This is a genomic window from Chromobacterium piscinae (genome assembly GCF_021129175.1).
GTDB classification, from domain to species: domain Bacteria; phylum Pseudomonadota; class Gammaproteobacteria; order Burkholderiales; family Chromobacteriaceae; genus Chromobacterium; species Chromobacterium piscinae.
Genome location: NZ_JAJOHV010000003.1, coordinates 63624 through 77801, shown reverse-complemented (window position 1 = coordinate 77801; position 14178 = coordinate 63624). Strand labels below are relative to the sequence as shown.

The following is a 14178-nucleotide window of genomic DNA, read 5'->3' as shown; positions in this document are numbered from 1 at the left end:
ATGCGGCGGGTTGAGGTTGAACCGGCAAGTCCTGCAGGCGTTTACGCGTAGTTTTCCATCCCCGGGCAGCTGCATACCACGTTGCGGTCGCCGTAGACGTCGTCGATGCGGTTCACACTCGGCCAGAACTTGTTTTCCAGCACATAAGGCAGCGGGAACAGGCCCTGCTCTCGGCTGTACGGGCGGTTCCAGTCGCCGGCGATGTCAGCCTTGCTGTGCGGCGCGTTGCAGAGCGGATTGTTGTCCGCCGGCCACGCGCCGCTTTGCACCTGGTCGATCTCGGCGCGAATGGAAGCCATCGCCGCGATGAAGCGGTCTAGCTCGGCCTTGGGCTCCGACTCGGTCGGCTCGATCATCAGCGTGCCCGGCACCGGGAAGCTCATGGTCGGCGCGTGGAAGCCGTAGTCCATCAGGCGCTTGGCCACGTCCACTTCGGTCACGCCGGAGGCCGCCTTCAGCGGGCGCAGGTCGATGATGCACTCGTGGGCGACGCGGCCGTTGGCGCCGGTGTACAGCACCGGGAAATGCTCGGCCAGGCGGGTAGCCAGATAGTTGGCCGACAGCAGCGCGTTCTCGGTCGCCTGCTTCATGCCCTCGGCGCCCATCATCGCGATGTACATGTACGAGATCGGCAGAATGGAGGCCGAGCCGAACGGCGCGGCCGAGACCGCAGTTTGTCCTTCCACCGCGCCCGGCACCGGCGCCACCACGTGGTTGGCGATGAACGGCGCCAGATGGGCCTTCAGGCCGATCGGGCCCATGCCCGGCCCGCCGCCGCCGTGCGGGATGCAGAAGGTCTTGTGCAGGTTCATGTGCGACACGTCGGCGCCGATGTCGGCCGGGCGGGTCAGGCCCACCTGGGCGTTCAGGTTGGCGCCGTCCATGTAGACCTGGCCGCCGTGGGCGTGAACGATCTCGCAGATCTGTTTGATGCCCTGCTCGAACACCCCGTGGGTGGACGGATAGGTGATCATCAGCGCGGCCAGATTGGCGGCGTGCTGCTCGGCCTTGGCCTTCAGGTCGGCCACGTCGACGTTGCCGGCCTCGTCGCACTTCACCACCACCACTTGCATATTCATCATCTGCGCGGTGGCCGGATTGGTGCCGTGCGCCGATTGCGGAATCAGGCAGATGTCGCGGTGGCCTTCGCCGCGCGACTCATGGTAGCGGCTGATGGCCAACAGGCCGGCGTACTCGCCCTGGGCGCCGGAGTTGGGCTGCATCGAGATGACGTCGAAGCCGGTGATGGCGCGCAGCTGCTTCTCCAGGCCGGCAATCATTTCCAGATAGCCGACGGTCTGCTCGCGCGGCGCGAACGGGTGCATATTGGCGAATTCCGGCCAGGTGATCGGGATCATCTCGCTGGTGGCGTTCAGCTTCATGGTGCAGCTGCCTAGCGAAATCATCGAGTGGTTCATCGCCAGGTCGCGGTTTTCCAGCTTCTTCATATAGCGCAGCATCTCGTGCTCGCTATGGTGGGTGTTGAACACCGGGTGGGTCAGGATGGCTGACTCGCGCTTCAGCGCCGCCGGGATGGCATCCTGGGCGGCGGCGTCCAAGGCGGCGATATCCGCCGGTTTGCCGGTAAACAGCTCAATCAGCTTGGCCAGGTCCGCCTCGGTGGCGGCCTCATGGAAGGCCACGCCCAGCACGGTCTTGCCGACGCGGCGCAGGTTGTAGCCGGCGGCCAGCGCGGCGGCGTAGATGGCGTCGGCCTTGGGCGCGTCCACCTGCACGGTATCGAAGAAGCGGTCGAACGCCAGCTTGCCGCCGGCCTCTTTCACCGCGTGGGCGAAGATGGCGGCTAGGCGATGGATGCGGGCGGCGATGCGCTGCACGCCTTCCGCGCCATGGTAGACCGCGTACAGGCCGGCGATATTGGCCAGCAGCACCTGGCTGGTGCAGATGTTGGAGTTGGCCTTTTCGCGGCGGATGTGCTGCTCGCGAGTCTGCAGCGCCATGCGCAGCGCGGTCTTACCCTTGGCGTCGATCGACACGCCGATGATGCGGCCCGGCGCCGAGCGCTTCATCTCATCCTTGAACGCGAAGTAAGCAGCGTGCGGGCCGCCGAAGCCCATCGGCACGCCGAAGCGCTGGGTATTGCCCAGGGCGATGTCGGCCCCCATCTCGGCCGGCGACTTCAGCGCCACCAGCGCCATCACGTCGGCGGCGACGGCGACCACGCCGCCCTTGGCCTTGATCGCGGCGATGTGCGGGGTCAGGTCGATCAGGTCGCCGGCTTCGCCCGGATACTGGAACAGCGCGCCGAAGTAATCGCCGTTGCCGGCCTCTTCCGGATGGCCCAGCACCAGCTCGAAACCGAAGTACTTGGCGCGGGTCTTCATCACATCCAGCGTCTGCGGCAGCACGCGGCTGTCGACGAAGAAGCTGGCGGACTTGGACTTGGACACGCGCTTGGCCATCGCCATCGCCTCGGCGGCGGCGGTAGCCTCGTCCAACAGCGAGGCGTTGGCCATTTCCAGGCCGGTCAGGTCTATCACCATCTGCTGGAAGTTCAGCAATGCTTCCAGACGGCCCTGGGCGATCTCGGCCTGGTACGGGGTGTAAGCGGTGTACCAACCCGGGTTTTCCAGCACATTGCGCAGGATGACGGTGGGCGTCAGCACCGGGTAGTAGCCCAGGCCGATGAAGGATTTGTTGACCACGTTCTTGGAGGCGACAGCCTTCAGCGCGGCCAGCGCCTCGGCTTCCGGCTGCGGCGACGGCAGGTCCAGCCGGCGGTTCAGGCGGATATCGGCCGGCAGGGTCTGGTCGACCAGCGCGTCGATGGACGGCAGGCCGACGGCGGCCAGCATCTCGGCGCGCTCGGCGTCGGACGGGCCAATGTGGCGGGCGATGAATTCGTGGCGATTGAAGAGTTCGGAGAGCGACATGCTTGAGACTTCCTTCTTTGCGGCGGCCTGCGCGAGGCCGCGCCGGGAAAAACAACGCCCCGGCGTCTTGCGACGGCGGGGCGGTCAGGCTATCAGGCGCCGATTTCCTTGGCGTAGGCGGCGGCGTCCATCAGGCCGTCCAGATCCGCGGCGTTGGCCGGCTTGATCTTGAAGAACCAGCCGTCGCCGTACGGATCGCTGTTGGCCAGTTCCGGCTCGCCTTCCAGCTCCTCGTTGACGGCGAGCACTTCGCCGGCGATCGGACAGTAGACGTCGGAAGCGGCCTTCACCGACTCCACCACGCCGGCCTGCTCATCCTTGGCCAGATTCGCGCCGGCTTTCGGCAGCTCGACGAAGACGATGTCGCCCAGCAATTCCTGCGCGTGCGCGGTGATGCCCACGGTGACGGAACCGTCGGCTTCCAGGCGCAGCCATTCGTGGCTGTCGACGTATTTCAGTTCGGCGGGAATGTTGCTCATCTTGAAGTTCTCCAGCTTAAGATCAGATCAATGGTGACGGCAGTCGCCTCGAGGCGCTGCCCGATTATTCGAAAACTTTCTTGCCGTTGCGCACGAACGGCATCTTCACCACGCGGACGTCGGTAAGCGTGCCGCGCAGGTCCACCTGGGCGGCGGCGCCGGTGGCGGCCGGCACGCGGGCGATGGCGATGGAATGCTTCAGCGTGGGCGAGAAGGTGCCGCTGGTGATCACGCCTTCGCCGACGCCCTCCACCACCACCTTCAAGCCTTCGCGCAGCACGCCGCGGCCTTCCAGCACCAGGCCCACCTGCTTCATCTTCACGCCGGCGGCCTTTTGCGCCTCCAGCGCCTCGCGGCCGTTGAACTTGCGCTCGGCCGGCTCCCAGGCGATGGTCCAGCCCATGCCGGCCTCCAGCGGCGACACGGTCTCGTCCATGTCGTGGCCGTACAGATTCATGCCGGCTTCCAGGCGCAGCGTGTCGCGCGCGCCCAGGCCGATGGGCGACACGCCGGCATCTTGCAATTGATTGAAGAAGGCGATGGCCTGATCGGCCGGAACCATGATTTCCAGACCGTCTTCGCCGGTATAGCCGGTGCGGGCATAGAACCATTCGTCCTGCGGCAGGCCCTGGAATACTTTCAGCGCGCGGATGGCGTCGGCCAGTTCCGGCTTCACGGCGCAGACTTTGTCTATGGCTTGCGGGCCCTGCACCGCCAGCATCGCCAGATCGCGGCGCACCTTCAGCGCCACGTCGAAGCCGGCCTTCTGGCTCTCCATCCAGGCCAAGTCTTTTTCGGTGGTGCCGGCGTTGACCACCATGCGGTAGCCATAAGAAGTGAGATAGACGATCAGGTCGTCGACGACAGTGCCTTCCGGGGTCAGCATGCCGGAATACAGCGCCTTGCCCTCGAAGCCGAGCTTGGAAACGTCGTTGGCGATCAGTTTTTGCAGCCAGGCTTTGGCGTCGGAGCCGGTGATGTCGACCACCGTCATGTGGGAAACGTCGAACATGCCCGCGTCGGCGCGGACGATCTCATGCTCTTTCAGCTGGGAACCATAATGGATGGGCATTTCCCAACCGGCGAAATCGACCATCTTGGCGCCGGCGGCGAGGTGGGCTTCATACAGCGGAGTACGTTTCGGGGCCGTCATGGCGCGGTTCCTTCGAGCAAAGTGTGGATATCCTCTATCAACCACACCCCTCTGTCCCTGCACCTGAGATTTTCCGGCCGGATAAGCCGTTAGCCCCTTCGGTGGACGCCGCGCGGGCGCCGCTCTCCAGATTGCGCGAACCGGCTGCCGCCGGCCGATAATACAGTCCTTTTGCCTGAGCGATTGCGGGTGCGCTTGCGCCTTCGGCGGCGGCCGAAAAGCCGCTCTCTCCTGTATGACCCGGCGATTATGGTGTCAATATCCGGACCTTGGCAAGCCAATATTATTTCTATATCAAACAGTCTGGATAAATGTTTTTCAAGGAAAAAAACCGCTCATTTTCATGCACCAAAATGGTTCGAAAACGAAAAAAGCGCAGGCTATCGCGCTGCGCTTTTTCTCTGATCGGGACACCGGTCAATCTCTGGCGAACCGTTCCTTCAACTGCCAGACATAAATGGGCAGGCCCATCAGCAACAGCAACATGCCCCACATCACGATGTCGGCGCCGGAGCCGTACAGCGCCCACAGCGAATAAACGAAGCCGATACCGGCGAAGAAGCCGGGCGCGACGTAATCCTTGGGCGAGAACTCCTTGCCGCGCATCAGCATGATCGCGATCAGCGCCATCGAGCAGAACGCGTAGGGCAGCAGCGTGGTGGCGGTGGCCAGCAGGATGATGAACTCGAAGATCTTCACGCCGCTGTCGCCGCCGGCATACTTCATCGCCATCAGAATGGTGACCAGCGCGCTGGACAGCACCAAGCCGAAGATGGGCACGCCGGCCGCGTTGCGCTGGTCGAAACGGCTGGGGAACAGGCCATCCTTGGCCGCGGCCGCCGGCACGTGCGCCTGCATCAGGCTCCAGCCGTTGAGCGCGCCGAAGCAGGACACCACCGCGCCGAAGCCCACCAGCCAGTAGCCCCAGTCGCCCCACATCAGTTTGGCCGCGTCGGCGAACGGCGCCTGCGAAGCCGCCAACGTATCCGCCGGCATCAGGCCCATCAGCGACACCGTGGACAGGATATAGAGCACGGTGGCCAGCAAAGTGCCGATCACGGTGGCGCGCGGGATGGTCTTCTCCGGCTCCACCACGTCGCCGGCCGGCACCGACGCCGACTCCAGGCCAAGGAAGGCCCACAAGGTCAGCGCCATCGTCGCGGACAACGAGGACAGCAGCGGCTTGTTGTGCGGATTGAATGCTAGGTTTTCCGGCTGGAAATGGAAGAAGCCTATGAAGGTGACCGCCGCCAGCGGCAGCAGCTTCAGCAGCGTGGTCACCACCGCCACCACGCCGGAGCTGCGCGCGCCGCGGCTGTTGATCCAGGTGACGATCCAGATCAGGCCGATGGCGACCGCTCCGGCCAGCGGCTCGCTGTGCCCCAATACCGGGAAAAACACCTGCATATAGCTGGTGGCCGCCACCGCCAGCGCGGCGTTGCCGGCCCATAGCGCGATCCAGTAACCCCAGGCGATCCAGAAGCCGGCGAAATCGCCGAAGCCCGCGTGGATGTACGCGTAAGGCCCGCCCTCGCGCGGCAGAATGGCCGACAGGCGGGCGAACACCAGCGCCAGGCAGATGGCGCCGCAGGAGGTCAGCAGCCAGCCCAGCATCGACACGCCGCCAAACGGCGCCAGCGAGGCCGGCAGCAGGAAAACGCCGGAGCCTATCATATTGCCCACCACCAGGGCGGTGCACATCCAGACTCCGAGCGAGCCCTTCTTTTGAGTGGAACTGTTTTCGTTCAAACCTGACTCTCCGTGGGAACGAAAGCATCGCGCGCCGGGATAGTCACACCCGGCGCCAGACATGCGGAAAAAGTCAAAACCGCATCGACAGGCCTATGGGCCATGGCTTCAAGATAGCCGAAGCCGGAACGCTCGGCTGCGCCGCAGCCGGGTGCGGCCTGCCGCCGCGCCAAAAAAAGGGCGCATTAAAACACAGTTTTGACGTAAAAACATGTCGCATTGACGATTTTTTTCATCAAAAAACCGTTAGCAGACATATGCTTATGTCATTCACGTGGAAAATCGTCAGGAATGAGGAAGTTGCAAGGGGCCGGCCGGCACGCGGCTCAATAACCAATTCGCCGCCGCCCAGCGCCACAGATCGTCCAGGCTCTCGCAGTCTGCCGGCGGGACATGCCCCAGCAGCTCAAGCGCCGCGCGCAACTGCCGCGCGGCGTCGCGGGTCGATATCGCCGGCGCCAGCGTCTGCTTGGACAATTTCTCTCCGGCTGCGTTGGTCAGCACCGGCAGGTGGCAATAACCGGGCGCGGGCAGGCCGAGCGCGTCGTAAACCGCCAACTGGCGCGGCGTGGACACCAACAGATCGGCGCCGCGGACGATGTCGGTGACGCCCTGCTCGGCATCGTCCACCACCACCGCGAGTTGATAGGCCCAGAAGCCATCTGCGCGCAGCAGCACGAAATCGCCAATATCGCGCGCCAGATCCTGCCGGTACGCGCCCTGCAGCCTGTCGTCCACCACCGCGTCCCCTTCGGCCACGGCCAAACGCCAGGCCCGGCCCTCGCGGCCGTCGGGACAGCCGCGCCGGCAGGTGCCCGGGTAAACATAGCCATCCAAGCCGCGCCGGGCATGCGCGGCGATTTCCTTGCGGGTGCAGCAGCAGGCGTAGGCTTGGCCAGATGCGGCCAACCGTTCCAGCGCGGCGCGGTACAAGCCATGGCGGCGGCTCTGGTACGCCACCTCGCCGTCCCACTCGAAGCCGAAAGCTTCCAGCGTGCGCAAGATGTCGTCGGCCGCGCCCGGCACCTCGCGTGGCGGATCCAGATCCTCCATCCGCAGCAGCCATTCGCCGCCGCGGCTGCGCGCTTCCAGGTAGCTGCCGACGGCGGTGCTGAGCGAGCCCGCGTGCAGCAGGCCGGTGGGACTGGGGGCGAAACGGCCCCGGTAGATCGCATTGGACATCTTGAGGAATTTGCCGGAGCGTCAGAAAGGAAATTTACCGCTAAAATGACGATTATCCCGAATCACGATCCAGCCTTACTGAGGATACACGAATGGCGTACGTTGTAACCGATGCCTGTATCAAATGCAAATACACCGACTGCGTCGAGGTTTGCCCGGTCGACTGCTTCCGCGAAGGACCCAACTTCCTGGCGATAGACCCGGACGAGTGCATCGACTGCTCGCTATGCGTGCCTGAATGCCCCGTCAGCGCCATCTACGCGGAAGACGACGTGCCCAAGGACCAGCAAGGATTCATCGCGCTCAATGCGGAACTGGCCAAGAACTGGCCGAGCATCGTCGAGCGCATCGATCCGCTGCCCGACCACGCGGACTGGGCCGACGTGAAGGACAAGCTGCCTCATCTGGAACGCTAACCCGCATTCCGCTCAAAACCAGAGGCGGCCTTCCGGCCGCCTTTTTCGTTCAGGGCCCGCTCGCCGGCTCAGATGAACAGATCGATGTCGCCGGTCCTGGCCCCTTCGTTCTGATCCACGATGCGGCCGCGATACGGCTGCTCTTGCTTGATCGCCGCGCTGGTGCGCTTCAATTTCTTGATCAGCACCTTGCCCGTCTCCGTGAAGAAATACACTTTGCGCGCGTACTCGCCCAATAAATCCTCGGCCAAGATGGGAATCTGCTCGTTGGCCAGGTAGCTGCGGATGAAATGGCTGTTGCGCTCCCCCACCCTGACCATCGTCATGCCGTCCAGCACATTGCCGGCTCCGAAAATCTTGGCCTCCAGCCGGTTGCGCATCGCGCCGAGCTTTTGCATGTCGGTGATCAGCAGTTCCATCGCGTTGACGCCGAAGCGGGCGGCAGACGCGCCGGAACCCAGCTCCAGCGAGCCTTCGGGCAGCAGAAAGTGGTTCATGCCGGCCACGCCGGAAAGGCGATCGCTCAAACAGACTGACACGCAGGAACCCAGCAACGTCATCAGCAGTCTGGGCTGGTTGGTGGCGTGGTACTCGCCGGGAAACACCTTGACCGCCATGATCTGGAAATGCTTGTCGTAGTACTGGTGGCTGTAGCTGGGCGCCGGATCGGCATGGCTCATGTAATCGCCCCTTCGGCGTGGCCCTGCAGGCGCTCGACCACCTTTTCCGCCAACCGGCTCAAAGGATGCACATGCATCACCGCGCCTATCTTGAACGCTTCGCGCGGCATGCCATATACCACACAGCTGGCTTCATCCTGCCCGAAGGTGGCGGCACCGGCGTGGCGCATCTGCAACAAGCCTTCCGCTCCGTCCTTGCCCATGCCAGTGAGGATCACGCCGATGGCCTTCTTGCCCAGCAGTCTGGCCGCGGACTCGAACAAAGGGTCTACCGCCGGCCGGTGGCGGTTGACCTTTTCCCCCTGGTCCAGCGCGATCCGGAAGCCGCCGCCGGCGGCCGGTGCCACCCGCATATGTGAATGACCAGGCGCGATGTAGGCGACCCCCGGCTTCACCGCTTCTCCATCCTCCGCCTCCTTTACCCGTATCGGGCACAGCCGGTCCAGCCGCATCGCAAAAGTGAAAGTAAAGTGCTCGGGCATATGCTGAACGATCAGAATGGGCGGTCCATCGGCCGGCATGCCCATCAGAAAGTCCTTGATCGCCTCGGTTCCTCCGGTAGAGGCCCCGACGAATACCAGCACGTCCTTTCTCAGCAGCGCGGCCATGCCCATACGCCTCGCCGGTCCCGGCTGGAGGAATCGGCTTGGCTGCCTCAACCGGGCCGCGGCGGCCGTCCTGATCTTCTCGCGTATTTCCTCGGCGTACTCCTGCATATGCCGCGCGATGTCGTTAGCCGGTTTATGGATGAAGTCGACGGCGCCGATCTCAAGCGCTGCGAGCGTGGTTTCCGATCCCGCGTCGGTAAAGGACGAGATCATCAGCACCGGCGTCGGCCTCAGCCGCATCAGGCGGCGCAGGAATTCCAGCCCGTCCATCCGCGGCATTTCCACATCCAGCGTCACCACGTCGGGACTGGTTTCCCGTATTTTTTCCCGGGCGATGATGGGATCGGCCGCCGTCGCCGCCACCTCCATGTCCGGCGCCTCGTTGACGATGGCGGTCAGCAGGCTGCGCACCAGCGCCGAATCATCGACCACCACCACTCTTATCTTCCTGCCCGCAGCGCTCATCCGCCCTCCTCCCCTCCGTCAGGGTACGCCAGCCGGTAGGTGGTTCTGCCGCAGCCGGCATAGGCGTCGGTCAGGTGCGTGATGTTTTCCGAGTGTCCGAGCATCAGCAAGCCATCCGGCCGCAGACAGGCTGCCATCCGGCTCAGAATGCCGGCCTGGGTGGGCTTGTCGAAATAGATCATCACATTGCGGCAGAAGATCGCGTCGAAGCGGCCGATGTCCGGCCAGCTTGGCGCCACCAGGTTGAACTGGAAGAAGGACACCGCCTCTCTCACCTGCCGCTTGAGCCGGATCAAGCCTTCGTTGCGGCCCACTCCCTTGTCGAAATATCGCTGGAGCTGGGCGCCGGACACCTTCTCGGCCCGCTCCCTGGCATAGATGCCGTGCGCCGCCTGCTGCAGCACATTAGTATCGATATCGGACGCCAGCAGCTGGAAGGTCCCTCCGCCGGCCTCCCGCCACAGCTCGAGCAAGGTGATCGCGATCGAGTACGGCTCCTCCCCGGTGGACGACGCCGCGCTCCATACCCGGAACGTTTCACCGGGCTTCCGGCGCGCCCTGGCGTGCTCGCGCAAAATATCGAAATGATGGGACTCGCGGAAGAACGAGGTCAGATTGGTGGTCAGCGCATTGATGAAACCTTGCCACTCATCGCTTTCCTCACTGCTCTGCAGCAAATCCAGATAGTCGGAAAAGCTGCGCAGCCCGCGTGAACGTACCCGCTTGGACAGCCGGGCGTACGCCATATGGGTCTTGGAATCGCTGAGCGAAATGCCTACCCGCTGATAGATCATCTCGCGAACCCGCTTGAAGTCGTTACGGGTGAACTTGAGTTCCGTTTCGTCGGCCATTCCGCGCCCCCTGGCGCAACCGCCATCACTGCGGCTGCGCTTCCCATGTCCAGCCCGTCCTCAGAACTCTTCCCAGCCGTCTTCGCCGTCTTTTTGCGGCTGGATCGGCTCAACCACCTTGGGCTTGATCTGGTAGCGGCCTGGATGCTGGCTGGCCTTGCGCTCCAGCTCTCCGGCCAAACCTACCTGAGGCAGGGCTCCGCCCGCCGGGCGCGGAGCCGGCTTGGATACGGGCGGCCTGCCATGCTGCGGCTTGTCATCCAGTTTGAACACCGCCACCGCGTCGGACAGATAACGGGCCTGCTCCTCCAGCGACTCCGCCGCCGCCGCCGCCTGCTCGACCAGCGCCGCGTTTTTCTGGGTGTTCTCGTCCATCTGGGTGACGGCGAGATTGACTTGCTCGATGCCGGAGCTCTGCTCCATCGACGCCGCCGAAATATCGCTCATGATGTCGGCGACGCGGCGGATCGACACCACGATCTCGTTCATCGTGCGGCCGGCTTCATCCACCAGCCGGCTGCCGGACTCCACCTTGTCCACCGAATTGCCGATCAGCGACTTGATCTCCTTGGCCGCGGCCGCGGAACGCTGGGCCAGGTTACGCACCTCGCTCGCCACCACCGCGAAGCCGCGGCCCTGCTCGCCGGCCCGCGCGGCCTCCACCGCGGCATTCAGCGCCAGAATATTGGTCTGGAACGCGATGCCGTCGATCACGCTGATGATGTCGACGATCTTCTTCGCGCTCTCGTTGATCTCGTTCATCGTCGACACCACGTCGCCGACCACCTTGCCGCCCCGCGCGGCGATGTCCGACGCGCCGGTGGCCAGCGAATTGGCCTTCCTGGCGTTTTCCGCGTTCTGTTTAACAGTGCTGGTGATCTCCTCCATGCTGGAGGCCGTCTGCTCCAGACTGGCAGCCTGCTGTTCGGTGCGGTTGGACAGATTGGAGTTGCCCGCGGCGATTTCCTTGGCCGCGGTGTTGATCGCGTCGGTGGAGTCCTTGATGTTGGTGACGATCTCCAACAAACGCTCCACCGTTGCATTGCTGTCCGTCTTCAACTGGCCGAACAGGCCGTCGTAATCGGAATGGATGGTCTTGGTCAGATCGCCGCCGGCCAGCGCGCCCAGCACGTTGGCGATATCGTTCAGGCCGCGGCTGGTGACATCCAGCAACTGGTTGATGCCCTCTCCCAGCAACCGGAAGAAGCCCTGCTTGCCTTCCGCTGCGATCCGCTTGCCGAACTCGCCCGCCGACGCTGCCCTGACGATCTCCGACACCTCGCGCTCGATATCCACCTCGGCGGTGCGATCCTTCCACTCCACCACCGACCCAAGGCGCTCGCCGTCGGCGTCGAACACCGGATTGGCCACCAGCGAGAAGGTCCTGCCCGCCACCTGGATTTCAGTGCGATAGGTGGAGCGCAAATTGGCCAGCAGCTCGCGCTGATGGGCCGGGCTCTTATGGAATTCGTCGATGCTGGCGCCTATCAGCCGGCGCACATCGAAATTGGGCAGCGCCTTGCGCAAGTCCGACTCCACCCCGCGCAGCATGTCGGTGACGCTGTGGTTCATGTAGATGATCTTGCGTTCGTTGTCGGCGATCATCACATTGGTGGTGCAGTTGTCGAGCGCGCTGCGGATGCGCGCGTTCTCGCTCGCGACGCGGGCGACCTCGACGGCCTTGGCATCGGCCTCCTCTTGCAGCCGCAGCGTCTCGGTATTGTCCTGCCACTCGACCACCGCGCCCAGCCGCTCGCCCTCGGCATTGACGATGGGCGACAGAATCAAGCTGAAAGTCCGTCCCCCGACCACGATGGACGAGCGGTGCGTGCTTCTGACCTGCTGCAACACGCCATGCTGATAAGATGGATTCTTGTGGAATTCGTCTATCTTGCCGCCCAGCAGCCCTGCAGCCGAGAAGCGGGGGATCTCGCGCCGGATGTCGGTTTCCGCCTGCTGGAACATTCTCAGCACAGCCTGATTAGCGTAGATGATGTGATGAGTTTCGTCCGCGATCATCACATTGGTGGTGCAGACGTCCAGCGCGCTACGGATGCGGGCGTTCTCAGCCGCCAGCTTGCTTTCCTTGTCGGCGCGCAGGTCGGCCTCGCGCTTCAGCCTTAGCATCTCGGTATTGTCCTGCCACTCCACCACATCCCCCAGGCGCTCTCCCCTTGAGCCGACGATGGGGGTCAGAATCAGGCCGAAGGTGCGGCCGCCTACGGTGATGGACGAGCGGTGCGTCTCCCTCACCTGCTGCAGCAGGCCCCGCTGGTACGATGGGTTCTTGTGGAAATCGTCGATATTGCTGCCGATCAACCCCGTAACCGAGAAACGGGGGATATCGCGGCGGATGTCTGCCTCCGCCTGCTGGAACATTTTCAGCACCGACTGGTTGGTATAGATGATGCAATGGTCCTCGTCTGCGATCATCACATTGGTGGTGCAAACATCCAGCGCGCTGCGGATGCGGGCGTTTTCCGCAGCCGCGCGCCGGTCGGCGGCGAGGCGGGCCTCCTCGGCGGCCTTCAACTCCAGCTCCCGAGTGGTATCCAACCACTCCACCACCGAGCCCAATTTGCGGTTCTGGCCATCGCGAATAGGCGTCAGCACCAGGCTGAAGGTGCGCCCTCCCACCCTGATGGTGCCCCGATGGGTGCCGTCCAGCTGCTGCAACATCCCGCGCTGATAAGAGGGATTGCGGTGGAAGTTGTCGATATTGCTGCCCAGAATGGCCCGGGCGGAAAACTGCGGCAATTCCTGGCGGATGTCGGACTCCGCCTGTTGGAACATGTCCAGCACCGCGCGGTTGGCGTACACCACTTGGTGGTTGTCGTCCGCGATCATCACATTGGTGGTGCAGACATCCAGCGCGTTGCGCACTCTCAGGTTTTCCCGGGCATGCGCGACCACCTCGGCCAGACAGGCGAGCAGGCTGCTCCTGTCGTCCGGCCGCACCCGGAATTCGGTACGGACTTCGCCGTCGGCCAGCTCGCGCAACACGGCGGCCAGCAGCTGCGGATCGCCGCCGAACTGGCGGTCCAGCGCGCGGCGCAACAGCCAGGCCAGCGCGGCTGCCAGCAACAGCAGCGCGGCGCCCATGCTGATCAACTCGTTGCTTATCATCCCGGCGGAAACGGCATCGCCCTCGGGCGCGGCGTTCGCCGCCTGCTCGCCTTCGAAGCGAGCGTACTGGCCGATCGCGTCCTGGTATTTGAGCGCCGCCGGCCACAGCGTGGCCGACAGGTAGCCGCTCGCCTCTTCTCCCCGCCCTCCCGCCAGCAACTGGCGATAGGCGGCGATCTGGTTGCGCAGCGGGCCATCGAGATTGCGGGCGGCGTCCAGCCGCGCCTTGGCGTCGGCAGAAGCATGCGCCGACAGGCTGTTGAGACGCCCGGTCACGCCGTCCAGCGCATTGTCCAGCGGCGCTTGAGCCGCGCGCTGCGCCGGCAGCGCGGCCTCGGGCAACAAGCCGCCCAGCTGCCTCACCAGCAGCTGCGATGCCTGCTGGGCCTGGCCGGCCAGCGCCAACTGACTGATCCGGGCCGCCTGGCCGCCGGCCAGATCGTCGGCCGCGCCCTGCAGGCGATGCAACTGCGCCTGGGCGAGATACAGGGCAGCCGCCATCGCCACCATCAGCAAGCCGATACCCAGCGTCAACTGCTGCTTCAACTTGATGTCGCTCATGCTCTCCTCCCTAC

At 64.2% G+C, this 14178-nt stretch carries 10 protein-coding genes and 2 riboswitches; of the genes, 1 reads left to right on the top strand and 9 read right to left on the bottom strand.

What is annotated here, in order from left to right; genetic code table 11:
- Nucleotides 1–41: 41 nt before the first annotated feature.
- From gcvP to gluQRS, 5 genes are all read right to left on the bottom strand, one after another.
- Entirely contained in the window at nt 42–2894 is a 2853-nt protein-coding gene (gene gcvP / locus LQR33_RS00845) for an aminomethyl-transferring glycine dehydrogenase (protein WP_221664316.1), read from the bottom strand.
- A gap of 92 nt (nt 2895–2986) precedes the next feature.
- Nucleotides 2987–3373 carry a glycine cleavage system protein GcvH gene (gene gcvH / locus LQR33_RS00840; RefSeq protein WP_021478577.1) on the bottom strand — a complete coding sequence of 129 codons (387 nt, stop codon included), beginning with the start codon at nt 3371–3373 and terminating at the stop codon, nt 2987–2989.
- Between the two features lie 64 nt (nt 3374–3437).
- Nucleotides 3438–4526, bottom strand: coding sequence for a glycine cleavage system aminomethyltransferase GcvT (gene gcvT, locus LQR33_RS00835; RefSeq protein WP_166437949.1), 1089 nt, complete (start codon nt 4524–4526; stop codon nt 3438–3440).
- Nucleotides 4527–4567: 41 nt separating this feature from the next.
- Nucleotides 4568–4666, bottom strand: a riboswitch (glycine riboswitch).
- Nucleotides 4667–4679: 13 nt separating this feature from the next.
- Nucleotides 4680–4770, bottom strand: a riboswitch (glycine riboswitch).
- A gap of 173 nt (nt 4771–4943) precedes the next feature.
- The gene (locus LQR33_RS00830; RefSeq protein WP_166437948.1) at nt 4944–6227 is read right to left on the bottom strand and encodes an amino acid permease; all 1284 of its coding nucleotides are present in this window, start codon (nt 6225–6227) and stop codon (nt 4944–4946) included.
- Between the two features lie 333 nt (nt 6228–6560).
- On the bottom strand, nt 6561–7445 hold the full coding sequence (gluQRS, locus tag LQR33_RS00825) for a tRNA glutamyl-Q(34) synthetase GluQRS (RefSeq protein WP_231467081.1): 885 nt from the start codon (nt 7443–7445) through the stop codon (nt 6561–6563).
- 104 nt (nt 7446–7549) lie between these two features.
- Here gluQRS and fdxA point away from each other — a divergent pair, with 104 nt between their 5' ends.
- Nucleotides 7550–7873 (top strand): ferredoxin FdxA, encoded by a 324-nt coding sequence (gene fdxA / locus LQR33_RS00820; RefSeq protein WP_021478572.1) that lies wholly within the window; start codon nt 7550–7552, stop codon nt 7871–7873.
- A gap of 68 nt (nt 7874–7941) precedes the next feature.
- Here fdxA and cheD read toward each other — a convergent pair whose 3' ends face one another.
- Genes cheD through LQR33_RS24295 form a run of 4 tightly spaced genes read right to left on the bottom strand, consistent with a single transcriptional unit; the run spans nt 7942 to nt 14164 of the window.
- Nucleotides 7942–8553, bottom strand: coding sequence for a chemoreceptor glutamine deamidase CheD (gene cheD / locus LQR33_RS00815; RefSeq protein WP_231467031.1), 612 nt, complete (start codon nt 8551–8553; stop codon nt 7942–7944).
- Nucleotides 8550–9626 carry a protein-glutamate methylesterase/protein-glutamine glutaminase gene (locus tag LQR33_RS00810; protein WP_231467029.1) on the bottom strand — a complete coding sequence of 359 codons (1077 nt, stop codon included), beginning with the start codon at nt 9624–9626 and terminating at the stop codon, nt 8550–8552. Before LQR33_RS00810 ends, cheD begins: the two co-directional genes overlap by 4 nt.
- Nucleotides 9623–10477: a CheR family methyltransferase gene (locus tag LQR33_RS00805; protein WP_221664321.1), complete on the bottom strand. Its 855-nt coding sequence runs from the start codon at nt 10475–10477 to the stop codon at nt 9623–9625. The genes LQR33_RS00810 and LQR33_RS00805 overlap by 4 nt, the downstream gene beginning before the upstream one ends.
- A 60-nt stretch (nt 10478–10537) precedes the next feature.
- Nucleotides 10538–14164 carry a methyl-accepting chemotaxis protein gene (locus LQR33_RS24295; protein WP_331275376.1) on the bottom strand — a complete coding sequence of 1209 codons (3627 nt, stop codon included), beginning with the start codon at nt 14162–14164 and terminating at the stop codon, nt 10538–10540.
- Nucleotides 14165–14178 lie beyond the last annotated feature (14 nt).

Coding starts and splice junctions, on each gene's coding strand:
- gcvP (WP_221664316.1), bottom strand. CDS start 2,894: ATGTCGCTCTCCGAACTCTTCAATCGCCACGAATTCATCGCCCGCCAC.
- gcvH (WP_021478577.1), bottom strand. CDS start 3,373: ATGAGCAACATTCCCGCCGAACTGAAATACGTCGACAGCCACGAATGG.
- gcvT (WP_166437949.1), bottom strand. CDS start 4,526: ATGACGGCCCCGAAACGTACTCCGCTGTATGAAGCCCACCTCGCCGCC.
- LQR33_RS00830 (WP_166437948.1), bottom strand. CDS start 6,227: ATGTGCACCGCCCTGGTGGTGGGCAATATGATAGGCTCCGGCGTTTTC.
- fdxA (WP_021478572.1), top strand. CDS start 7,550: ATGGCGTACGTTGTAACCGATGCCTGTATCAAATGCAAATACACCGAC.
- cheD (WP_231467031.1), bottom strand. CDS start 8,553: ATGAGCCATGCCGATCCGGCGCCCAGCTACAGCCACCAGTACTACGAC.
- LQR33_RS00810 (WP_231467029.1), bottom strand. CDS start 9,626: ATGAGCGCTGCGGGCAGGAAGATAAGAGTGGTGGTGGTCGATGATTCG.
- LQR33_RS00805 (WP_221664321.1), bottom strand. CDS start 10,477: ATGGCCGACGAAACGGAACTCAAGTTCACCCGTAACGACTTCAAGCGG.
- LQR33_RS24295 (WP_331275376.1), bottom strand. CDS start 14,164: ATGAGCGACATCAAGTTGAAGCAGCAGTTGACGCTGGGTATCGGCTTG.